General features: G+C 28.1%; 23 protein-coding genes. 15 read left to right on the top strand and 8 right to left on the bottom strand.

Going from position 1 to position 22,479, the window contains the following annotated elements; genetic code table 11:
* Position 1: 1 nt before the first annotated feature.
* The 8 genes from ACY1IQ_RS03255 (at position 2) to helD (ending at position 8,053) form a co-directional block, all read left to right on the top strand.
* Positions 2 to 1,813 carry a type II toxin-antitoxin system RelE/ParE family toxin gene (locus tag ACY1IQ_RS03255; RefSeq protein WP_461612618.1) on the top strand — a complete coding sequence of 604 codons (1,812 nt, stop codon included), beginning with the start codon at positions 2 to 4 and terminating at the stop codon, positions 1,811 to 1,813.
* Positions 1,814 to 1,826: 13 nt separating this feature from the next.
* Positions 1,827 to 2,168 carry a hypothetical protein gene (locus tag ACY1IQ_RS03250; RefSeq protein ID WP_461612617.1) on the top strand — a complete coding sequence of 114 codons (342 nt, stop codon included), beginning with the start codon at positions 1,827 to 1,829 and terminating at the stop codon, positions 2,166 to 2,168.
* Complete coding sequence (locus ACY1IQ_RS03245; protein ID WP_461612616.1) at positions 2,161 to 2,295, top strand: XkdX family protein; 135 nt, start codon at positions 2,161 to 2,163, stop codon at positions 2,293 to 2,295. Before ACY1IQ_RS03250 ends, ACY1IQ_RS03245 begins: the two co-directional genes overlap by 8 nt.
* Positions 2,296 to 2,439: 144 nt before the next feature.
* Complete coding sequence (locus tag ACY1IQ_RS03240) at positions 2,440 to 2,568, top strand: hypothetical protein (protein ID WP_461612615.1); 129 nt, start codon at positions 2,440 to 2,442, stop codon at positions 2,566 to 2,568.
* A gap of 291 nt (positions 2,569 to 2,859) precedes the next feature.
* Positions 2,860 to 3,792, top strand: a complete 933-nt coding sequence (bla, locus tag ACY1IQ_RS03235; RefSeq protein ID WP_461612614.1) for a class A beta-lactamase — start codon at positions 2,860 to 2,862, stop codon at positions 3,790 to 3,792.
* Between the two features lie 406 nt (positions 3,793 to 4,198).
* Positions 4,199 to 4,630, top strand: a complete 432-nt coding sequence (locus ACY1IQ_RS03230) for a phage holin family protein (RefSeq protein WP_461612613.1) — start codon at positions 4,199 to 4,201, stop codon at positions 4,628 to 4,630.
* Complete coding sequence (locus ACY1IQ_RS03225) at positions 4,614 to 5,381, top strand: N-acetylmuramoyl-L-alanine amidase (RefSeq protein ID WP_461612612.1); 768 nt, start codon at positions 4,614 to 4,616, stop codon at positions 5,379 to 5,381. The genes ACY1IQ_RS03230 and ACY1IQ_RS03225 overlap by 17 nt, the downstream gene beginning before the upstream one ends.
* Before the next feature lie 422 nt (positions 5,382 to 5,803).
* On the top strand, positions 5,804 to 8,053 hold the full coding sequence (helD, locus tag ACY1IQ_RS03220) for an RNA polymerase recycling motor HelD (RefSeq protein ID WP_461612611.1): 2,250 nt from the start codon (positions 5,804 to 5,806) through the stop codon (positions 8,051 to 8,053).
* 499 nt (positions 8,054 to 8,552) lie between these two features.
* Here helD and ACY1IQ_RS03215 read toward each other — a convergent pair whose 3' ends face one another.
* Positions 8,553 to 8,987, bottom strand: a complete 435-nt coding sequence (locus tag ACY1IQ_RS03215) for a hypothetical protein (protein ID WP_461612610.1) — start codon at positions 8,985 to 8,987, stop codon at positions 8,553 to 8,555.
* A gap of 339 nt (positions 8,988 to 9,326) precedes the next feature.
* Here ACY1IQ_RS03215 and ACY1IQ_RS03210 point away from each other — a divergent pair, with 339 nt between their 5' ends.
* The gene (locus ACY1IQ_RS03210; RefSeq protein ID WP_039637097.1) at positions 9,327 to 9,590 is read left to right on the top strand and encodes a hypothetical protein; all 264 of its coding nucleotides are present in this window, start codon (positions 9,327 to 9,329) and stop codon (positions 9,588 to 9,590) included.
* Between the two features lie 459 nt (positions 9,591 to 10,049).
* On the opposite strand, the gene ACY1IQ_RS03205 is transcribed toward ACY1IQ_RS03210, so the two are convergent.
* Complete coding sequence (locus tag ACY1IQ_RS03205; RefSeq protein WP_461612842.1) at positions 10,050 to 10,394, bottom strand: transposase; 345 nt, start codon at positions 10,392 to 10,394, stop codon at positions 10,050 to 10,052.
* Between the two features lie 223 nt (positions 10,395 to 10,617).
* Complete coding sequence (locus tag ACY1IQ_RS03200; RefSeq protein WP_461612609.1) at positions 10,618 to 10,773, bottom strand: hypothetical protein; 156 nt, start codon at positions 10,771 to 10,773, stop codon at positions 10,618 to 10,620.
* 363 nt (positions 10,774 to 11,136) lie between these two features.
* Here ACY1IQ_RS03200 and ACY1IQ_RS03195 point away from each other — a divergent pair, with 363 nt between their 5' ends.
* From ACY1IQ_RS03195 to ACY1IQ_RS03180, 4 genes are read left to right on the top strand one after another with little or no spacing between them, the layout of a single operon-like run.
* Entirely contained in the window at positions 11,137 to 12,024 is an 888-nt protein-coding gene (locus tag ACY1IQ_RS03195; RefSeq protein ID WP_461612608.1) for a conjugal transfer protein TrbL family protein, read from the top strand.
* A 15-nt stretch (positions 12,025 to 12,039) separates the two neighbouring features.
* A complete protein-coding gene (locus ACY1IQ_RS03190) occupies positions 12,040 to 12,375 on the top strand; it encodes a hypothetical protein (RefSeq protein ID WP_461612607.1) in 336 nt (111 codons plus the stop codon).
* Positions 12,326 to 14,740: a VirB4 family type IV secretion system protein gene (locus ACY1IQ_RS03185; protein WP_461612606.1), complete on the top strand. Its 2,415-nt coding sequence runs from the start codon at positions 12,326 to 12,328 to the stop codon at positions 14,738 to 14,740. Before ACY1IQ_RS03190 ends, ACY1IQ_RS03185 begins: the two co-directional genes overlap by 50 nt.
* A 12-nt stretch (positions 14,741 to 14,752) precedes the next feature.
* Positions 14,753 to 15,757: a glycoside hydrolase family 73 protein gene (locus ACY1IQ_RS03180; protein WP_461612605.1), complete on the top strand. Its 1,005-nt coding sequence runs from the start codon at positions 14,753 to 14,755 to the stop codon at positions 15,755 to 15,757.
* Between the two features lie 75 nt (positions 15,758 to 15,832).
* On the opposite strand, the gene ACY1IQ_RS03175 is transcribed toward ACY1IQ_RS03180, so the two are convergent.
* On the bottom strand, positions 15,833 to 16,282 hold the full coding sequence (locus tag ACY1IQ_RS03175; protein ID WP_461612604.1) for a GNAT family N-acetyltransferase: 450 nt from the start codon (positions 16,280 to 16,282) through the stop codon (positions 15,833 to 15,835).
* A gap of 278 nt (positions 16,283 to 16,560) precedes the next feature.
* On the opposite strand from ACY1IQ_RS03175, the gene ACY1IQ_RS03170 reads away from it, so the two are divergent.
* Together ACY1IQ_RS03170 and ACY1IQ_RS03165 are read left to right on the top strand one after the other, a co-directional pair.
* Positions 16,561 to 16,737 (top strand): hypothetical protein, encoded by a 177-nt coding sequence (locus tag ACY1IQ_RS03170; RefSeq protein ID WP_461612603.1) that lies wholly within the window; start codon positions 16,561 to 16,563, stop codon positions 16,735 to 16,737.
* Positions 16,738 to 17,420: 683 nt separating this feature from the next.
* Positions 17,421 to 18,086: a Type 1 glutamine amidotransferase-like domain-containing protein gene (locus tag ACY1IQ_RS03165; RefSeq protein WP_461612602.1), complete on the top strand. Its 666-nt coding sequence runs from the start codon at positions 17,421 to 17,423 to the stop codon at positions 18,084 to 18,086.
* 172 nt (positions 18,087 to 18,258) lie between these two features.
* On the opposite strand, the gene ACY1IQ_RS03160 is transcribed toward ACY1IQ_RS03165, so the two are convergent.
* The 4 genes from ACY1IQ_RS03160 to cysK form a co-directional block, all read right to left on the bottom strand.
* Positions 18,259 to 18,969 carry a hypothetical protein gene (locus tag ACY1IQ_RS03160; RefSeq protein WP_461612601.1) on the bottom strand — a complete coding sequence of 237 codons (711 nt, stop codon included), beginning with the start codon at positions 18,967 to 18,969 and terminating at the stop codon, positions 18,259 to 18,261.
* A gap of 298 nt (positions 18,970 to 19,267) precedes the next feature.
* Positions 19,268 to 20,695 (bottom strand): DEAD/DEAH box helicase, encoded by a 1,428-nt coding sequence (locus ACY1IQ_RS03155; RefSeq protein ID WP_461612600.1) that lies wholly within the window; start codon positions 20,693 to 20,695, stop codon positions 19,268 to 19,270.
* A gap of 185 nt (positions 20,696 to 20,880) precedes the next feature.
* On the bottom strand, positions 20,881 to 21,426 hold the full coding sequence (gene epsC, locus ACY1IQ_RS03150) for a serine O-acetyltransferase EpsC (protein WP_461612599.1): 546 nt from the start codon (positions 21,424 to 21,426) through the stop codon (positions 20,881 to 20,883).
* Positions 21,427 to 21,455: 29 nt separating this feature from the next.
* Positions 21,456 to 22,367, bottom strand: coding sequence for a cysteine synthase A (gene cysK, locus ACY1IQ_RS03145; RefSeq protein ID WP_461612598.1), 912 nt, complete (start codon positions 22,365 to 22,367; stop codon positions 21,456 to 21,458).
* Positions 22,368 to 22,479 lie beyond the last annotated feature (112 nt).

Genomic DNA, 22,479 nt, shown 5'->3' with positions numbered 1-22,479 from the left:
AATGTCAAGTGAAAATAAAACCCCTAATCTACAACTAAATCAATGGAAGGGTAACGAATATCCTAAAAGAGCAGATTTTATTGATGACAATAAAAAAATAGATGAAGCCTATAAAGAACTAAAAGATAGCATAAAAAATGGCGGAAAAGTATCTAGCGTAAATGGAAAAATTGGTGATGTTATCTTAAAAGCTGAGGATATAAAAACAGAAAGTGGAGATACAGTTCAGTCGCAAATGGCTGAAATGACGCAACAAAGAAAAATATATGAAGAACTAAAAAACATGATTGAAAATAAGCAATTAAAAGCAGGGACACAATACGTGCTGATAGATTACAGAACAAAATATATACAACCTACAACAAATGCTTTAAAAGAAATGGAGGTAGAAGAATTAGTATTAACAGCTAATTCGGAAAGCACATTTGAACCGATAGTAAGCAGCCTTAAATATCCTGAAGATCTTGTATACTATGACTTTAACAACAATATATGTGAAGATAAAGCAACTCCAAGAAACGGGTTTATATTAAGAAGATATGACCCTATAAGCAAGAATGATGCTCCACAAGATTGGCGTTCAATGTTATGGGCAAGATATAAGCCTAATAAAACTCATTATATGAAAAATGGAGTAGAAACTATATATTCAACATGGGTAAACGGTGGAGCTAAATTAAACTTTATTTATAAAGCAGACAATAAACTATGGATGGCTAAGAATACAAATGTACCAACATCACCTACAGATAGCAACGTTTTTAATGAGGTATATCCAGACTTAGACACTCCAATGCTTATAGATGAAAAAACAAAAATAGCCAAAGATATAGAATTAATACGTGGTGACTTAGTAGAAGTGCCTACATTTGAAAGTGGATGTATTGGTAATAACATTGGAGCTGTTGAAGAAGTAGTATTGCATAATAACGTATTTTCCAAAGCTTCTACTTATAATTTGCTTTTAGTTAGTTGTACAGGAAACACATTCCATAGTAACTCATACCGTAACACACTTAATGGTAGATGTTTTAAAAATATATTTATAAACGCTTATAGTAATAGTTTTGGCAATGATTGTTATGGAAATTACTTACCAAAATCATGTCGTTATAATAGCTTTGGCAATGGTTGTTATGGAAATTCTTTGGGATTTAATTGCTTTTATAATAGTTTCGGTAATGGTTGTTATAACAATAGTTTTGTTAGTACTTGTTTCCATAATACTTTCGGAAATAGTTGCCATGATAATAGTTTTGGTGATGGTTGTTATGGAAATGACTTCGTGAACAACTGTTATAGAAATAGATTTGATAATGCTTGTACTGAAAATAGTTTTGGTGTTAGTTGTTATGATAATGTTATGGGAAATGCTTGTTCTAGTAATATTTTGGAATGCAGTTGTTATAAAAATATTTTTGGAAATAATTGTTTGAGCAATAGTTTTGGCAATAAGTGCTTCAACAATAACCTTGAAAAATATTTTAGTAGAAATAACTTTGAAAGCTATTGTCACAATAATAGTTTTAATGAAGCTTGTACAGACAATATTTTTGGCAACAGTTTTAACAATAATACTTTTGGAGCTTCTAGTTCCCGTAATACATTTGGTAATGATTGTGTTGGTAACACTTTCGGAGGCATATTCAGAGGTAATATAGTTAAATTGTTGAAAAATAAAAATGTATCGAGTGTGAACGGACCATTAATTGCAGAAAATTATACAGTAACTATAGAATCAAACCCCGATTCAGGGTTTTTCTACTGGTATGTAGATTCAACTGGTACAATCAAAGTTGTTAAAATACCTTAAAGGAGGTCAATGAATGTACAAAATAAAATATTTTATAGAAGAGATAATTAAAGAGATACAAAACGAAGATGGCACAATTGAATATGAAAAAGAAATAAAACAATACGAATACCAATGTAAAGATAATGAATTTGAATACTGGCTTAATTATATAAAAGAAGCTTATGGCAAACATGGAGAGGTAACCCATGAACATGCAGAAGATGAACCTACAAAAGAAGAATTGACAATACAAATGATAAATAATCTTACTATTGATAATAAGAAAAAGGATATTTTGATTGCTAGTTTAGCAGAGCAAATAAACAATTTAAACATAAAATTAACCCAATTAGGAGGTAGTGCGAATGTTTAATTTTTATAATCTATTTTATAATGAAAAATATTTAAGCTTAGATGATTTAAAAGAAGCTACAAAATGGGGTGTTTTAACAGTAGAAGAGTTTAAGAGCATTACAGAAATGGATTATATTACAGAATAGATAATTAAGGCGACACAAATTAACTTGTAAATATGTATTTATATTTGTAAGTGCATATAAAGTATATGTATTAATATGTGCAAACAGTTATTAAATGGACAATAGGAAAATAATGGTGTATAATTCCAATGGGTGGATTTTTCTATGAGTAAAAAGAAGTTAAATATAACATTAGATTCTGAGGTCTTAGAGGAATTTTGTAATCATACATCCCAATATGGTATTTCAATTTCTAGGTGGATAGAAATCAAAATGAAAGAGTTTATTAGATGAAGAAAAAGAAGTTGATGAAATTAGAAAAGAAACAAAGGTTAGAAAGGGTACTAATTAATTGGTGTGTTTTTATAAAAGATTTAAAGCATTAAGTGAATATTTCTTTAAAACTCAATAGTATGTATATATTAGTCAATTTTAAATCATAATTGTAAGAAATGTCGATATTAGGGGATCAATCCGAACTCATTTATAATTGTCAATACTTTTAAAAAATTGTGTTTTATACTTTGTTAAGTAGTTATGAAAAAATAGCTTAACAGACTGATTAAATAACAAAGGAGATTTCATATGGGGAAACTAGTAAATTTAAAATTCAAGGTAAGTAAGGTTAAAATTGCTATATTTATGTTGTTTATGGCCTTTTCTCTTACTAGCTGTGGAAAGGCAGTAGCTCAGTCACCTGTAAACATGAAGTCTGATGCACAATATAATTCAGCATTTTCACAACTTGAAAGTAATTATGGTGTTAAACTTGGTGTATATGCTTTTGATACAGAAACGGGTAAAGAGGTTGTATATCGTGCTGATGATAGGTTTGCTTACTGTTCTACTTTCAAAGCTTTAGTTGCTGGTGCTCTTTTAAAACAAGATTCATTAGAGCAACTTAATCAAGTAATTAAATATAGCAAAGAAGATATTGTCTCTTATTCTCCAATTACAGAAGATAACGTTGATAAAGGTATGACAATTGAAGAAATCTGCAAGGCAGCATTACGTTTTAGTGACAATACAGCTGCAAATCTTTTATTAAATCATATAGGTGGGATTAGTAGTTTTAAATTAGCACTTAATCAATTAGGGGATAACGTTACACAGCCGGTACGCATAGAACCAGAATTGAATGAAGCTATACCTGGAGATATTAAAGATACTAGTACGCCGAGACAATTAGCAATAGATTTGCAAGCATATGCAATTGGAAATATATTAACAGATGATAAGAAAAAAATTCTTATTGATTGGATGGCAGGAAATACAACAGGCGATACACTAATTCGCGCAGGAGCACCAGAGGGCTGGGGAGTTGCTGACAAAAGCGGAACTGGTTCTTACGGAACAAGAAATGATATTGCGGTAGTAATGCCACCAAACAAAAAACCTATAATTATTGCAATATTGTCAACTCACGATACAAAAGAGGCTAAGCATGATGATAAACTAATTGCTCAAGCTGCTAAGATTGTATTTGATTCTTTTACCACAACTAAAAATAACAACTAAAGTAGATTTGTTTATATGATAAATTAGCCTATATGTATTGTAAATTCATACTACAGAAAAGCAAAAAAATTGTTTAGAAAAGTCGTACACATTAAGACATAATTTTAAAATAATATAAAAAATACAAGGATTAAGAAAAAGCATAAGGGAAAGAAAAGTGGTAGTTTTAAATTGGATTAATGAAAGAGGGGCTGCAAAATGCATAAATATGAATTTTGAAACAGCCTTTTTTCATATATACTTTTTTGAATTATTACTAAAAATTAAAATAAACTAATAAAAAAGTTACGAAGTAAGCAAAATTGTGAATTGTGCATTGTGAATTTTGAATTAAAAAGCTGTGATTTTCCACAGCTTTTTTAGGTGGTGATATAATATTGAAATTTTATTAAATGCTTTAAAGAGCATGGGTTCTGTAAAAGAAAGGGGAATAACAACAGGATTTATTGGAGGATTGATTAGTATAATAACTTATTTCTTTGGTGGATGGGATATAATACTTCAGGTGCTTATTGTTTTTATGTTTTTAGATTATATTACAGGAGTGATAGGTGCTTATATTGGTGGAAAGTTGAGTTCTAAGGAAGGATTACAGGGAGTGGTTAAAAAAATATTGGTGTTAATGCTTTTGATTGTACCAGTATTATTAGATAGACTAATTGGTTCCGGTGGTTCCCTTAGAACTTTGTTTTGTTTTTTTATGATATCAAACGAAGGAATAAGTATTTGCGAAAATGCAGTAAAGTTAGGTGTACCTATGCCAAAGCAGATTATTGATGCTTTAAAGCAACTTAAAGGTGATAAAGAAGGGGGAGAAAGGGATGAAAATAACACATAGAGCAGGTCATAATGAAGCATGTCCTGGTAGTAAATATTATGTAGATGAAGTAGTAGAAAACAGAAAAATTCACAGCTCTATAATAAAATATCTATCTATGGCAAAAAATTCTCTTATAGATTGTACTCCTCATAATATATCAGGAGTTAATGAGGAACTTACCTATGGAATTAATAGTGCAAACAATGTTAAAGGAGATATATTTTTCTCCACTCATTTAAATTGTTATGAACCAACAGAAGCAGCTAGAGGAGCAGAAGTATTAATTTATCCTGGGGATAAGAAAACAAGGGCTATTGGTGAAAGAATACTTAAAAATTTAGAAAACTTAGGTTTTAAAAATAGAGGGGTTAAAGAGCAAAATAATTTAGCAGAACTAAATTCAATATACTATAGTTCTATGATTATAGAATGTTTTTTTGTAGATAGTAAAGCTGATGTGGAATTATATAAAAAGCTTGGAGCAGATATAATAGGAAAAGCTATAGCAGAAGGCATTCATGGAACTGTGGTAAATGTACAAAAAAACAAAAATATAATTGTAATTAACAATGAAGTAGATAGAAGAGCAGCACTATATTTAGCTGATTATTTAAATTGTAACATTATAGAAGCAAAAGATTTTATACCTGGTATTGGAGAAAAAGTATATGTAATTGGTGGTGGAATAAACATTCCTAATTCAATAGTAATAGCTGGTAAAGATAGATATGACACTTGTGATAAGGTTTTAGATTTTATTATAAAATAGGAAGTATTTCAAAAGGAATAAAACTTAAATTAATTTCTTAAATAAATTTTTATTATGCCAATTGTTAAGATAAGTATTGGATTAAGCTTAACAATTGGCAATAGTAAACGATATTTTATATACAAAAAATAAAAGACATGGAACTATTCCATGAACTTACAATTATTGGCGATTTATTTTAGACATAAATGCAATACCCTAATATTAATTTCCTAATTTATACTTATACTATAATCAAAAAACTCTAAACTGTCAAGAGAAATAGAGAAATTTTTATTAAATTTATATTTAAGTCATAAATATTGAAGTATAGACAATTACATAAACCATGGGGGAGCTTTCCATTTTACCACATCTAATATAGAATAGAATTTGTCTCAATGAACAATGTGGCACAAATATAAATTTGTGAGGTGATCTCTATGGTTAAAAATAACCATCCTGATTATGATGAAGAGGTATTAAGATTAAATACCATCTTAGAATACTTAATTAATTATAACAAAAAAGTTTTTGAAGAAAAAAGAGAACTTGATGAGGCTGTTAATTATGGATATTCCCATTACAACTCAGATAACGCGGAACAGTTTAATGAATTAGTTATAAACACTGCATTACAAAAGAGTCTACAATCTAAGGTGAGAGGATTAGAAAAAAGCATAGAAAAGCCTTATTTTGCTAGAGTTGATTTTAAAGAAGAAGGCAAAGAAAATATTCAAAAGCTTTATGTAGGAAAAACTTCTTTAGTTGATGATGAAAGTAATGAACTTTTAATAGTAGATTGGAGAGCTCCAATTGCTACTCTTTACTATGAGGGAAGATTAGGAACTGCTCAGTATGAGTGTGAAGATGGGGGCATAAATGGTAATATAAGCTTAAAAAGGCAATATGCCATTGAAAAATCTAAGCTTTTAGACATTTATGATATAGACATAACCACTAATGATGAATTTCTTCAAGCAAGTCTTAATTCTTTAAAGGATAATAGATTAAAAGATATAGTTTCAACTATTCAAGAGGAACAAAATAGAGTTATAAGGGCTAATATGTGGAAACCTCTAATAGTTCAAGGAGCTGCTGGTGGAGGAAAGACTACCATAGCGCTTCATAGAATAGCATACCTATTATACAACAATGAAAAGACTCTATCACCAGATAATTTTATGATAATAGCTCCTAACAGATTTTTCTTAAGCTATATATCAGATGTTTTACCGGAATTAGGTGTGGATAATGTAAAACAAAATACCTTTGAGGATTTTGCCCTTGAATTTATAGGGGAAGATTTAAAAATAATTGATCCATCAATAAAACTTAGAAATATAATTGAAGGAAATAAAAATCTCTCAAAAATCACTTCCTTTAAAACTTCCATAGAATTTAAAAAATTAATAGATAGATTTCTTAAACATGTAGAAGTAAATTATATTCCTAAATTAGACTTTAAAGTAAATGAAACAATCCTTTATTCATATAAGGAAATAGTAGAATTGTTTAAAAATAATTATAGTTATTTGCCTTTTGAAAAGAGAATAAATGAAATAAGAAAGCATTTTATAAATAAAACAAAAGGTGATAAGCAAAAGATATTAGATAAAATAGAAAATGATTATGAGGATAAACTCAATGAAATTAGATGGGCTTTCAAAGATTCACCTGAAAGAAGGGCTAAAATTATTGAGGTTGCTGATGAAAGAGATGAACTTTTTAAAAGGGTTAAGAATAAACTAAGCAGCTTAGTAAGGGATTATTTTAAAAATATTAAGCCACTATCTACAATAGAATATTATAAGGAATTTATCATATCTTTAATCAAATGGAAACCAGATGGTGTAATAGGAGAACTGGCAAAAGAGACCCTAAAAAATTTAGAAAATAATCTAATAGAAATTGAAGATTTAGCTTCACTTATGTATATAAAGTTGAAGGTATATGGAATTGAAGAAAGCTTAAATTTAAAGCATATAGTAATTGACGAAGCCCAGGACTTTAACTTACTACAATTTCACGTATTGAAAGAAATATTAGGCTCTGGCTCAATGACTATATTAGGAGATATATGTCAAGGAATATATAGTTATAGAGGAACCAAGGATTGGGATGTAGTTAATAACTATATTTTTGAGGAGGAAGCTCAAATGCTTGGCTTAGAACAGAGCTATAGAACAACCATCGAAATAATGAATGGCGCAACGGAAGTATTAAAAACATTAAAAGATGAAAAATTGCCAGTAGCTAAACCTGTTATAAGACATGGAGAAGAAATAACTATAAATTCAGTGGAAGATTATTATAGTCTTGCATTGCAATTAGAAAAGGATATAAGCGAGAATAAGAATAAGGGATATAAATCTCTTGCTTTGATATGTAAAACCTTAGAAGAATGTAAAAGGCTTAAGATAGAATTAGATAAGAACAATATAAAAGTTAACTTAGTTGAAGGTGGAGAAAATGATTTTACTGGAGGAGTTGTATTAATACCTTCATATCTTGTAAAGGGATTAGAATTTGATATGGTAATTATATGTAATGCCTCTAAAGAAAATTACTCAGAAAATCAACTAGATGTGAAGCTTTTATATGTAGCTATGACAAGGCCACTTCACAATTTAAAAATATATCATATTGGAGAAAAAACAGAACTTTTAAAAAGTGAATTTTTTTATAAATAAATCTTCATAAATGAAAAATAAAGAATTATAGTTAAAATTTCACCGGCATAGCCTCAGTAATTTATTAGAATAAATTTTATTTTAGAAATTAACTAAAGATGAAATTCTTCTTAAATTTGTACATTAATTATCAATCCTTAATTTTAAGGAATTAAGCTATTTTTATAGAGAATCTATATACTATTAAGATATCAGCACAAATATATAAATTTTAAACTACAGCTTAAAGGAATAAAAGCTAGCTTCAGTCTTTCTAAGCTGTAGTTTTATATATTAATTATATAAAAAACTATTTCATACTTTATTTTTACCTCTTAAAGTTAAGTAAAAATTACCTTAAATTCTACAGTTATTTTTCTATTAAAATATTAACTTCTTTTAATGCTTCATAAATATATTTACTGTTTCGTACATCTTCTGAACTTTTATTACCAAGTTTATCAATAAAGCCTACTTTCTACATCTCTAATTAAAATTTCAGGTAAAAAATTTGATCTTCTTAGGCTAAGGGGAAATCCTGCACAATAGATTCTTTTACCTTTTGCTCTGTTATAACAACCGCATCCCATTCTTTTGTTCCTAATAAATTACTTCCTGTATTATCAGAATTTGCATTATAACTCACTTTAATCTTATGTTTTTTTAAATAATTTTTAGTTAGCTCTACTTCATGAGTATTCCAATGATATTTTTTTATATCTTCCTCTGTAATTAATGGTATTTCATCTATAAGTAATTCCTCAAGGGTTAACTCAGATTTTATATATTCGCCTTTTTCATTTCTTCCGTAACTTAAAGCGCCACTTTTATGCTCTTCCTTTACAAGGTATATTGCAAATTTTGGTTCATTTTTAATTTGGTTTTCATTGCTGCAACTTATAAATGAAATATTTGATAAGATTACAAGAAATATAATGACTAATATTCTTTTCACAATTTCACCTCCTAGAGTATATCTTATAAAAATCAATACATGCAAGATATTAAAAGTAGCTATTTAGTATGTTACAAAACATAATTCAATAGAGTTTTATTTTTCCTTTATATGTCGAAAAAATATATAAAAGTTTAGTGTGTATATAAATTTAAAATATAAATATGTAGATTTATGGTAGGAGAAACTAAATCATTGTAGAATTTATTAAAATATGCATTGTAAAATATAGGATATTTATGGACAATATAACTTTTTAAATAAATATTTGTAAAAATCTTTATATTAAAGTAAATATTTAGTATAATTAAATAGAAAAAGGAAGGGGGTATATTAATTATGAATTTTTTAATAATGGCTTCAAGTAATCCATTTGTACCTAAGATAACAGCAATACTAAATGATATTAAGGGATGGTTTTTAGCTTTAGTGGCAGTGGTTACAGTAGTAGTAATTCTTATTCACTCATTTAAATATTTCCAAGGGGATGGATCAGAGAAAGCGGAAGCTATATCAAACATTAAAAAGACTGTTTACATGGGTGGAGGTGTTTTCTTTTTAATTTGGTTTGCAACTTATGTAGTGGACAAGATGAAAGTATAAACTAAAAGCTTCAGATTATTGCTGAAGCTTTTAGTAAGTAGGACAAGCTTTCATATGTATAAACATACTAGTTGCAAAGTTCAGTATAAGCCAATATAGTTACATCTTTAGGTGTTTGAATTCACAATTATGATTAAAATTAATTTTTACTAATTAACCTGTTGTGCTAAAAGATAATTTTTCATTAATAGGATTATTATTCCATAGTACATTGGCATAGTAATCCTAAGAATTTAAAATGTTCTTTTAAAAAGTTTTATCCAAATATTAAATCCTTGATTTTTGCAATATTAGAATTAATATTTAAGATTTTATTTATGAAAAAGCTCAAATTATGGGCTAAAATTTTATTTGTTATTCTAGAAATTGAGTCCTATAGATTTGCTAAAACTCTTTGGATATTTAATTGTCCAGAAAGCTGAGAAAAAGAAGTTTCAACTCTCCGACGAGCTTTAAAAATCATTCTTCTGACTGTTTTGAAACTTTAACTTTAGAATTAGTACGTTTTATAGTTAATAGGTTTATGTGATTTTCAGATTTCAAATGTAAAGCTAGGCTTTCTCCAATACCTTTATCTCCAATAACTGTTGTAAATGGAGCGGTAGCTGTTAAGTCCCATATTGCGACTCTATCGTCTGTATCAGCTGAAGTTAAGATGAAATCTGATATATATCCATCTAGAGCTATGATAGCATGTAATTTAAACCATAGTAGTTTGTTTCTTGGAAGCACATTTACCGTGAGCAGCCTCCGGCTTAAAAGATCTGTGAAAGTGTAGCACAAAGCGCATACTGGTATAGGCATACTATCTATGATTCTAAACGTCATGTTGATAGTTAAGGAAACTTGTTAGTTCATAGAATAACTTCAACTACTTTAAAAAGAGATTTTCTAGTTCTATGAAATCTTGTTCTAGTACAAAATTTAGGAAATAAATCTCTTAGATTTTTCGAGAAATCCAAACCATGCTTTTTCAGAATCAATAGTTAAAAGTTCTACACCCACTAAGGATAGAGTTATAATTTCACTATCTGACATTATTGCTTTTATCAATGTTGCGGCGATACTTTATGTATGCTGGAGTTACTTTTTGGTAAATATCATCAATTATAACATAAATGACAGTAATAAAATCTTTTAAGTTGTTTATTGTTATGGTAGAATTTTTATTAAGCTCTAGCATATTGCTTTCCTCCTATCATTGATTGTTGGTTCTTTTGATGATAGATTAGCAAAAATGCTAGAGTTTTTCTATTTGTAAATATTGCTAATGATTAACTAGCACAACGAGTTAATTAACATATCATTATTTAACTATTAAGAAATGAGTATGTTACTTCAAAAGTAAATTAATTTTAGAGCTGTATGTATATATAGTAAAAGTATGTAGATAGAAATTAATAAAGTTTAGAATTTAAGTTAGTAATTCTATTATTAGCTTTTAACTGAAAAATTGATTTAGAGTCTTTTCTTTATAGGATAAGTTTGAAAAATTCTTTATTGATAATCAGTTAGAAGTCACTCTTAGTAAATAAGGAGATGCAATATGGATTGGATTATTAATAATATTACAGAAGGAATCTGGGGTTTTTTTGCTAAGTTATGTTCTAACATAATAAATGAGGCATTTAAATTTATAACGGAAACTATTATTAATATAACTGACATAAATAAATATGTAAATATTAATAAATACTTAGTGTATATTCAAATAATTGCTGCTTCATTTCTATTAGTTAGAATAGCCTGGGAAGCTTTAAAATATCAAAGCGGCGGTATATTAGGAGGAAATAATGGATCAATTTCAGCACTTATGATTAAAGTTTTGCAGTCAGGTGCTGCTATTTATGTATTACCTTATTTAGTGATAGATGTTTTGTTACCGATTAATAATGCATTAATGAGGTTTATTCAAGCTATAGGATTTGAAATAACTGAAGAACATTTTAGTAAGACAAAAACTTTAGTAGGTAATCTTTCTGATTTAGGGCAGCTTATGATTTTAGTACTATTAATCCTAGGAATAGGGTTTCTTATATTAGCTATTGCAGGAAGCATAAGATATATTGAATTACTTATATGTATTTTATTTGCTCCAATTGCAGCTGTATCTATTGTAAACGATGGAGAAGGTGCTGAGGTATGGTTTAAAGAGACCATATGTATTGTATTCACTCAATCAATACACATGTTTTTGCTTCAAATATTAATTACAATAATGACTACTGTAGATGGAATTATGATGGCAATATTATGTATAGCATCTATTTCTATAATGCTTAAAGGCCCTCAAGTTTTAAGGAATTTTTTATATACTTCTGGCGCAGGTTCCATTTCAGTTAAAACAGCGGGAACTGCTGCAAGAGGCTATGGAAAAATGAGAGCCATGAAACGTATGGTAAAATCTTCGTCCCCTATTGGACCATTAGTTTAATTAAGGAGTGTAATCATGAATAAAAGAAGTATTCCACGACATGTGGATGGTAGAGTTAAAATAGGACCAATGACTGCAAGAAATTTTATTAAATTTTTTCCCATTTTTATTATAGAAGTTTTCGCAATATTAAGTAATTTTAGTCCTATAACTTTATTTTTGGGGGTATTATCAATAGGGCTAACTACTATTTTATTTGCTGAATTCAACAATAGAGAAACAGGATTAGATATTTTGAAGGATATCATAAGATATGAATTAGAAGGCGACATAATTTATGAGAGGGGATGTGAGTTAAAAGATGTTAACAAAGTTATTTGGAACAAAATCCAAGATATCAAAGAAAAATAATATAAAAAATAAAGAAGAAACTTTTAACTTACCCATAAAAGATGTGAAAGACATTATTATAGGAAATGATCATAAATATAAATTAGTTGCTAAAGTTACTCCCATCAATGGAGAACTTGCACCAGAAGATATGTTAAGAGATGTATCTAATGCTATTCAAGGAGCGCTAAATTCATTTGAAGGAAGGCAAGGCATTTATATACAAAGTGAAAGGGTCGATATATCACTTAATATTAAAAATATAGAAAAACAAAAAGAAGAATTATCTGATGAATTTAGAATAGAACTTTTAGAAGAACAAAAGAAGTATTTAGAAAGTATAGCTAATAAAAGCAGAACCGTATTAAATTTTTACATGGTTTTAGAAATTAAAGATAAAAATAGTGACACTGCAAGACAAGTTTTAGAAGATGCTTATATAAGTGTGAAAAATGAACTAGAATCACAGGAAATGTATGTAGAGCAATTAAAAGAAAAAGAAATAAAGCAGTTATTATACGAAAAGATGAATCCAGAACAAAGTCAGGTAGAACCCTATAAAGAGGACTGGTTACTAGAGAATATATATCCACAAAACGCTGTAAGATTTAAAGATGGTAGACATTTAGAAATAGAAAATAGATTATATAGATTTTATGCTATATCAAAATACCCTCAAAATGTAGATGAATATAGATGGCTTAAAAAGCTATTAAACATAAGAGGAGATGTAAATATTGCAATAATATTAAATCCCAAAAATAAAGCTACTATAATAAAAGAATTGTCTAAAGCCGTTGATGAACTAAATGCCAGGGCAATATCAGCAAAGGATGAGGCCTCAAGACAAAAATACTTTAAACAAGAAGAAAGTGCTAAAAGCATGATAGAAGAGTTAGGAAATGATAACGTCAATCTTTATGATACCAATATAACCATAGGAATAAGTGCAAAGGATATTCAAGAACTTGATACTCTTTCAAACATAGTAAGATCTAAGATATCAAGCTCTTATCTTCAAAGCACAGAAATTAAAAGAAAGGGTTTTGAATCTTTTTATACGATAATGCCCATTCTTGCAGATAATAAAATTACTGAAAATTATATTTGGAATTTGAGCACAAAGGATGTAGCATCAATAATACCCTTCGATTCTTCAGAATTCATGGAACAAAGCGGAACTCTTATTGGAGAAAATGAAATAAGTAGAGGACTAGTAATAGCAAACTATAGAAATAAATTATATAACAATGCTCATATGTGTATATTAGCAGATTCAGGCTCAGGAAAAACATTTTTTATAAAAACTGATGCTATAAGAAATATACCCTATGTTGATTATACAATCATGTTCGATATTAAAGGAGATTTAAATTTCCCTTGGGGGAAAAGGTATATATTTTCTGCAACTTCAGGAACCATAGTTAATCCATTTCATATTAGAAATACCGTATCAGATAATTCTATAGAACAACAAGAAGTGAAAAGTGATATTGGAATATATTTATCTCAAAAAATAATGGATCTTATAGTATTTTTTAAATGGATAATTCCGGAGCTTACACCCTATGATGAAAGTTTGTTAGAAGAAGACATAAGAGATTCATATAAAAAATGTGGTCTGAATTTTCAAAGCATAGAACTACCTAAAGAATTTTGTACTATGTCAACTTTAGATGAAGTAATGGAAGAAAAAATAAAAAACTCTGATACAGAGATGGAATTGGAAAGAAGAAAATATTTAAAAGCCTGTATTAAACCATATTCAAAAGGTACTTACTCTAAAATATTTAATGGTCAAACAAATTGGAATTTTGACAAGTTTACTGTATTTGATATATCTAATATTCCTGAGGCTGTTAAAAAACCATTATATGATATTTTACTTAAAGATACCTGGCAATTTGCTAAGAAGGATGGAACTATAAATCCTACAAGAAAAGATATATATGTAGATGAATGTCATGAGTTTGCAGATCCTCAAAATCCACAGACACTTATGTTTTTATCTACTAAGTTAAGTAAACAGGGGAGGGGATTTGGAATAAGACTTATCACTGCAACTCAAAACTTACCGGACTTTTTAAGTATTCCTCGATTTGGACAAGCGATTATAGATAATTCATATTTTAAATTATTTATGCGACTAGGAGAAAGTGATATTCCTGTAGCTAAAAAACTATACTCATTTAGTGATAGTGAGATAAAAATATTAAAAGGTACAGGCGGTAAGAAAAAAGGGAGCAAAGGCAAAGGTATATTTATTGTTGGTTCTCAAAGGGTAGTTATACAAACTAGAGCATCGAAATTTGAATTAGAAGTTATAGATCCTGTTCAATTTGAAGAAATATATGGAGTTAAATCAAGATATTTAAACTTAGGTTAGGCTGGTGATTATATGAATCCATATGTGGTCATAAAGGGTGCATCACTATTAAAAAAATACTGGAAGCAGATATTACTTTTTTTTATTGCATTACTTATGATACCTATTATGTTTGCCACCTCATTCGTAGTAATTAAAACGGTGCCAGCAGCAGATGAGGAGATTATTAGAATGTATATAAGTGGAGCTCAAAGTGCTAGCAAGGAAAATGTTAAAGTTGATTGGCGTGATTTAATGGCAATTGATGCAGTTAGATATAAACAAAATTTTAAAGATGTAAAATCTGGTGATGTTTTATCCTTAGGAGAACTTTTTATAGAAAAATATACAGAAGAAAGAAAAGTTATTACTACAAATAGTAAAGGGGAAGAAATAGAAAGAGTAGAAAAGGTAACAGTCTATAGAAGAAAAAACCTAGATCAAGTAATGGATGAGATGGGATTTTCAGAAGAAGAAAAGAGAGATATTAAACTATATAGAGATATAGGGCTAAATCTGTTAAATGAACAGTTTGGAGGAGGAATTCTAATAGATGGAGAAGGCGTACCTCTTAACTTAACACAAGAAGAATTCATTAATAAAGTAATACCGGGAGCTGTGAGTACTTACAAAAAATATAGAGTATTGCCGTCAATAAGTATATCACAGGCAATATTAGAATCTGGTTGGGGGAGCTCTGGACTTACAGCTAAAGCAAATAATTTATTTGGTATAAAGGCCTTTTACTGGAGTGGAAAATATGTTGAAATGCTAACCTATGAATGGTATGGAGGAGTGAAGGTTGAGGTTAAAGCAGCTTTTAGAGCTTATGATTCCTGGGATCATTCTCTTGAAGATCACGGAAAATTTTTAGTTGAAAATAGTATTTATTCTGAGGCAGGATTTTTTAATGCAAAGGATCATATTGGGCAAGCTTTTGCATTGCAAAGAGCAGGATATGCCACAGATCCTAACTATGCAGTTACGCTTATAAGCTTAATTGAGCAATATAATTTACATCAATATGATAAAAAATAACTAGACAAGAATACTGGCTAGTTATTTTTTTATATAATTCATTAATATTATGAATTAATTTATTATAGTTTTACATTATAATGTTTTTTTAAAGGATGTTAAATAAAATCCTTCCTTAATTTTAATGTCTTTAATTTTCTTATAGCCATTTTTCATATATAGATTTACAGCAGGCATGTTTTCTTTTCCTGTACATACTATTATATTTTTTATATTATTAATTTTTTCTATAAAGTTAATAAGCTCCTTTGCAATACCTCTTTTAAAGAAAGAAGGATGTACTGCAACTCTATAGATATCTAAAGTATCATCTTCAATTTTATAGGAGATAATGCCAGCTAGAATATCATCAATAAAATATCCGTAAAAAGTTTCATTGCATTGTTTTAAAGTATTAATTGTGTCTTTTAATGGTGGTATTTCATCAAATCCAATAATTTCTGCTTCAATCTTATAAGATGCTATTTGTACATCTAATATTTTTTCTAGAACTTTTTCATCCTTTAAATTAAGCTGCTTTATCATATATAAGTTCCTCCATTACTCTTTAATTTTTTAATTATCGAGATTACAATTTTATATGCAAATTATACCATTAACTTAAAGGTAGAGAATATAAAATTATGAAAAAGTAGGATTTAAATGATAAGATTAGAATTTCTAATTTGTATCTAATGTTGTTTTAAGCTATTATTACTATTCTTTTAATTTAAATAACTTAGTATATGATTATAGAAAGCTAAGATGAAAAATAATTATTCTTAGTTACATTATAAATTTAATGATGAAAGGATGTATACTTTATGAATATTATTAGAAGAAGCATGGAAAATGAGGTTAGTGATACAAGGGATATTAACATAGAAAAAAATAGTAAGATAAAAAAATGGGGAATTACAGCTTTAGTAGTGTTAGTATCTTTAAGTATAGCTAAAAAAGTTATTAACAGTAATTGCAAAGTAGAAGAGAGAGAGCTATAAAGATTTTAATCAGCGTTAGGGTAAAAGTAGGGTAAATATTATAGTGATATAAGTGAAAAGTTAAAATAAAATTTTTTATAAAAAACTCTGCAGGATTGGACAGTGGAGTTTTAACTATAATTCTTTATTTTTCATTCATAGAAAAGAATTTTTCTTGTTTTAATTATGTATAAGTTAGATTTTCATTAAGAATTCTTATATATGTTTTATAATAATAAGTTGAATTTCTATAATAAAAACTTTTCTGTGGGAATGAAAAATTAAGAGAAAAAAATTAAGAGTTAAAGGGAACTTTTAGTGTATTATAAGAAGTTTTCAATTAATTACGTTTATTTTAATATATTAAAAGTTAAAAGGATTTTAAATGCTTTGCAGTGAATATACCTCTAAGTTAAATCTTGGAGGTATATTCATGTTTGCTAGAGTTATTATTAATGTAATTCTTTTTATAATATCAATTTTATTAACACTTTCAGCACTTAAAAGTAAGGATGGCAAATATATTACTCTAGGTATATTTCCTTTCTGATATTCAGCATATAGTATCGCATCATCTATATTAAAAAGGAAACAATGAATAAAAGTTTCTTTTTTAATGATATAAAATATTCTTTAATATATTAATATTTGTAGAGAGCCATTATATAATATAACGTTATGGCGAATTAATAGGGGGGATATTAATGGTTAATATACTATTTAGTGAATATAATTTCCATGAAAGATGGGCAAAAGATATAATAGAAAAATACATAAATTGTAATGATAAGGTTTTGATAATACCATTTTCTTTTAATGAAAAGATAAGTAATGATATGGAATGGCAATATGCTTACAGTAAAAATAGTGAAAAGTATTACAACAGTGTTATTCTACCATTTTTGAGCTATGGAGTTGCAGAAGAAAATATAAACTGGATAAATTATTTTAAAGATACTAAGGAAAATGCAAAAGAAAAGGTGAAAAATAGCGATATAATATTTTTCACTGGAGGTTTACCTGATAAAATGATGTGTCGTTTAAAGGAATTTGACTTAATAAATGACATTGAAAATTTTACTGATGTTATTATAGGCAGTAGTGCTGGAGCAATGATTCAGATATCAGAGTATCATATTACTCCTGATAAAGACTATGATAAATTTTCATATAATAAAGGATTAAATTTGATAAAAGATTTTGGTATTGAAGTTCATTATGAGGAGACAGAAATGCAAAAAAGTTATATCAACAAGGTATTAACTGAAAAGAAAGATAAGGTATATGCAATTAAAGATACTGGTGGAATAATTGTTGATAATAATGAAATTACACTACTAGGAGATATGGAGATATTTAATAGAGAATAGTTCGTACTTTTCTTATGGTTTTCATTAAGATTTATACAATTAAATGTAAAAAAACTATGCTAAATGAAGTAATTAGCATAATTTTTTTAAGCTAATAAAATAAAGGTACCTCTTAAAAGAAGTACCTTATAATAGATTAAAATATTTAATTGATACTAAAAAATAAAATTTATTAATTGCTTGGAGTTCCCATATCAAAGGATTTGAATTTTTCTCCTATCTTATTTAGATTTCCAGCTAATATATCTTCAAGCTGAGTATTTTCATTAATAATCCATTCATTATTTTTTTTCTCTAGAGTCATTTCTATATTAGAACTTGATTTCTTTACATTTTCTCCTTTTGATGCATTTATCAACTCATTTATAAGAATTCCAGCCATCTCTTGATCTGTAGGTTCTTTTCCATCAAGAGCTAATTTCATACCTTCTCTTATAAGTCCACCAAATATATCTTCAATTTTTTCACTAATATCTATAGCAGTTATATTTACTTTTGCTGTAGCTTTGTTGTCATTAATATTAGTTTCAACTATTTTATACTCTATGTTATTTGCTATTGGAATCATAAAATCCTTGATAAATTTATCTGTATTTTCTTTTCCCATTTCTTTAACAAAATCTACATTAGAATCACCATTATTAAAAGCTTTAGCTAAAACTGTATTAACATCCTTAGGTGATTTTAAATTTTCAGCTTTTTTTACATCTTTAAAATATTCATCTAAAACTTGTTCTGGTGTCATAGCCTCTTTTTTTTCCACCGTTTCTTTTTTAGATGAATTTCCTTCTTGAGATGGATCTTTTTTAGAACATCCCACTACAGTTAAAGATAATACCATAACTGTACAAAAAGTAATAATTTTTTTTATTGATTTGTTCATTTACAAATCCCCCTTATAATTTTATATTAGTCGCCTAAAGTCGATTAGTATAGTAACTGATCATTTTCTGAAGACGTCTTAAACAATTTAACCCCATTAAAATATTAAAATAATTAGCTAAATATTATTATCTTTAAAGTTAATATAAAATTATGTTAATAATATAAATATGAAAATATTAACATAAATGCAATATTTAGAACAAAGTTATTATAATATATAATTCCTAATAATGCAAAATTGCGAGAAAAAAAGAAAACCGTGATAAAATCACGATTTTTAAGTTATATTTAAATTCTCAATTAATCAAGCTTTTTGCCTTTTTAATTTTAGTAGGTTTTCCTTTAATATTTATTTCACTTTGAGATTTAAGTAAAGTCTTGCCATAACCATTTAATATATCTACATGACTATAGGTATCATAAATGTCTATAATTCCTATGGAATCAGCTGGAATATTTCCACTATTAGTTAAAGCACCTACTATGTCTCCACGTCTTATCTTTTTCTTTTTACCACCATTAATATATATTTTAACAACATTATCATTACTAGATGGAGTTTTAATTTTTACTTTAAACTCTTTATTGATAGAAGATTTAACTTCTTCTTCAGAAGGTGGTGTTTTTACAGGGATTTTCATAGAGATAAATTCTTCAATAGCTTTTAAGAACTTATCTTCATAAGGCGTTACAAAAGTTAGTGAAGTACCACTTTCACCAGCACGACCAGTTCTTCCTATTCTATGTACATATGCTTCTACCTCTAATGGGAGGTCATAATTTATAACATGGCTTACTGTAGAAATATCAATACCTCTTGCAGCGACATCAGTGGCAATCATAAATAAATATTTACCTTCTTTAAAACCTTTTATGGTACTTAACCTATCTTTTTGAAGCATGTTTCCATGAATCTCACAAAGAGGAAGATTGTGTTTTCCTAATTTTTGGTACACATCACTAACTCTATCTTTTGTTCTACAAAAAATAATAGCTTGAGTTATATTTTCTGTTTTAATTAAATCCATAAGTAGTTTTAATTTTTTATTATCTTCTACTATATAAAGACCTTGAGATATATTATCTAAGGTTAATTTTTCAGGAGATACTTCAATTGTAGTGTGAGAAGAATTCATATATTTTTTACTTAAAGCTTTAATTTCCTCAGAAATGGTAGCAGAAAACATCATAGTTTGCCTTTTATGTGGAAGAGATTTTATAATACTTTCAACTTGAGAAATAAAACCCATATTAAGCATTTCGTCTGCTTCATCTATTATAAGATACTTGATATTCTCAACATTAAGAGTTTTTCTAGTAATATGGTCCAAAACTCTTCCAGGAGTACCTACTACTACATGGACTCTTTGGGATAATTCTTTCCTTTGAAGAGAAAAAGGCTCTTTACCATATAGAGATACTGCCTTAATTTTTTTATAAAGACCTAATTTAGAAATTTCATTTTTTACTTGTATAGATAATTCCCTAGTAGGAGTTAAAATCAAAGCTTGAACTGCATTTTTCTCTGTCTCTAGTCTTTCGCAAAGTGGTATACCAAAAGAAGCAGTTTTACCACTGCCAGTTTGAGACTTTACAATTAAATCTTCTCCTTTAAGTGCCAAAGGAATAACTTTTTTTTGAACTTCAGATGGTGATTCATAACCTACTGAAGTTATAGATTTTATCATATTATGGCTTATATTAAAATTTTTAAAATCGTTCATTACCTTACCTCTTATATATAATTCTTAAAGTACTATCATATCATAAATTCTTCATTGTAAGTTGTCAATTCAATAGTTTTAATTGGAATACTAAAGTACCCCTTGGGAATAATGTAGATTCTTTAGTATTCCCAAGGGGTAGAGTTAAAATTCATAACAATAATTATCATACTAATGTTAATTTTTTATATAACATATTCTATTAGCCTTAAATGCTCTATCTTCGGCTTTACTACTTTTGCTGGTATTCCAGTAGCAGTACAGTTTTCAGGAATGGAAGTTAAAACTACTGCATTGGCACCAATTTTTGAATTTTTTCCTAGAGTTATAGGACCGAGAACTTTTGCCCCAGCGCCAACTAACACATTATCTTCTAAAGTAGGATGTCTTTTACCTTGATCATGTCCTGTACCACCTAAGGTAACACCATGATAAATAGTTACATCATTGCCAATTTCAGCAGTTTCTCCAATTACAATACCCATACCATGATCTATAAAAAGTCTTCTTCCTATAGTAGCTCCTGGATGAATTTCAATACCTGTTAAAAATCTTCCAAGCTGAGAAATAAATCTAGCTAAGAAATAAAAACGTATTTTATATAATCTATTAGCCCATCTATAAAGCAATAGTGCATAAAAAGATGGATATAAAAAGCCTTCCAATAAACTTTTAGCTGCAGGGTCCTTACTTTTAATTGTCTTTAAATCTTCTACTATATATCTAAACATAAAATCACACCCAAATTATAAAAGTAGAATTAATCATACAGCCCCATTGAGAAATATTTTTCTCCGCCGTCTGGTGCAATAGTTAAAATTTTGTAATCTGGTCCTAATTTTTTAGCTATTTCTAAAGCAGCATATATATTAGCCCCAGAAGATATACCCACTAAGAAACCTTCTTCGCTAGCCATAAGTTTTGCAGTATTAAAAGCATCTTCATCTTTCACAGTCATTATTGAATCAATTATTTCGCCAGCATATATTTTAGGAACAAAACCTGCACCTATTCCTTGAATTTTATGAGGAGAAGGTGAACCACCTGATAAAACAGGGGAGTTAAAAGGTTCAACAGCTATTATTTCTATATTAGAAATTTTTTCTTTAAGTTTTTTACCTACACCAGAAATAGTTCCTCCAGTACCTACACCTGCTATGAAAGCATCTAAATCAGGTATGTCATTTAATATTTCCTCTGCAGTGCTTTCGTAATGTTTTTCTACATTAGCAATATTTTCAAATTGCTGAGGTACAAAGTAGTTCTCATTATTTTTAGCAAGATCTAAGGCCATTTCTATTGCACCTTTCATACCTTTAGTACCTTCAGTTAATACTAACTCAGCACCATAAGCTTTTATAATATTTCTTCTTTCAACACTCATAGTGTCAGGCATAACTATTATAACTTTATATCCTTTGGATCTTCCAATCATAGCTAATGCTATTCCAGTATTACCACTAGTAGGTTCTACAATAACATCACCACTCTTTAAAAGTCCCATTTTCTCAGCTTTTTCTATCATTCCTAGTGCGGCTCTATCCTTAACACTTCCACCAGGGTTATATCTTTCAAGTTTTACATATACCTCTGCCATATCCTTACTTACTAGTTTATTAAGTTTTATTATTGGTGTTTGTCCTATCATATCTATTAAATTATTGAATATCATAATAAATCCTCCTTAATATATTTTAAATTTTCATATTAGATACTTATAGATGTACTAATTTCAAATTTAATTTTATGAACTTATATAATTATGCCATTGAATTATTTGAGCT

The sequence above is a fragment of the Clostridium sp. Marseille-QA1073 genome, from assembly GCF_054863625.1.
The sequence above is the reverse complement of the archived record's forward strand: the minus strand, read 5'-3'. Positions and strand labels throughout refer to the sequence as shown.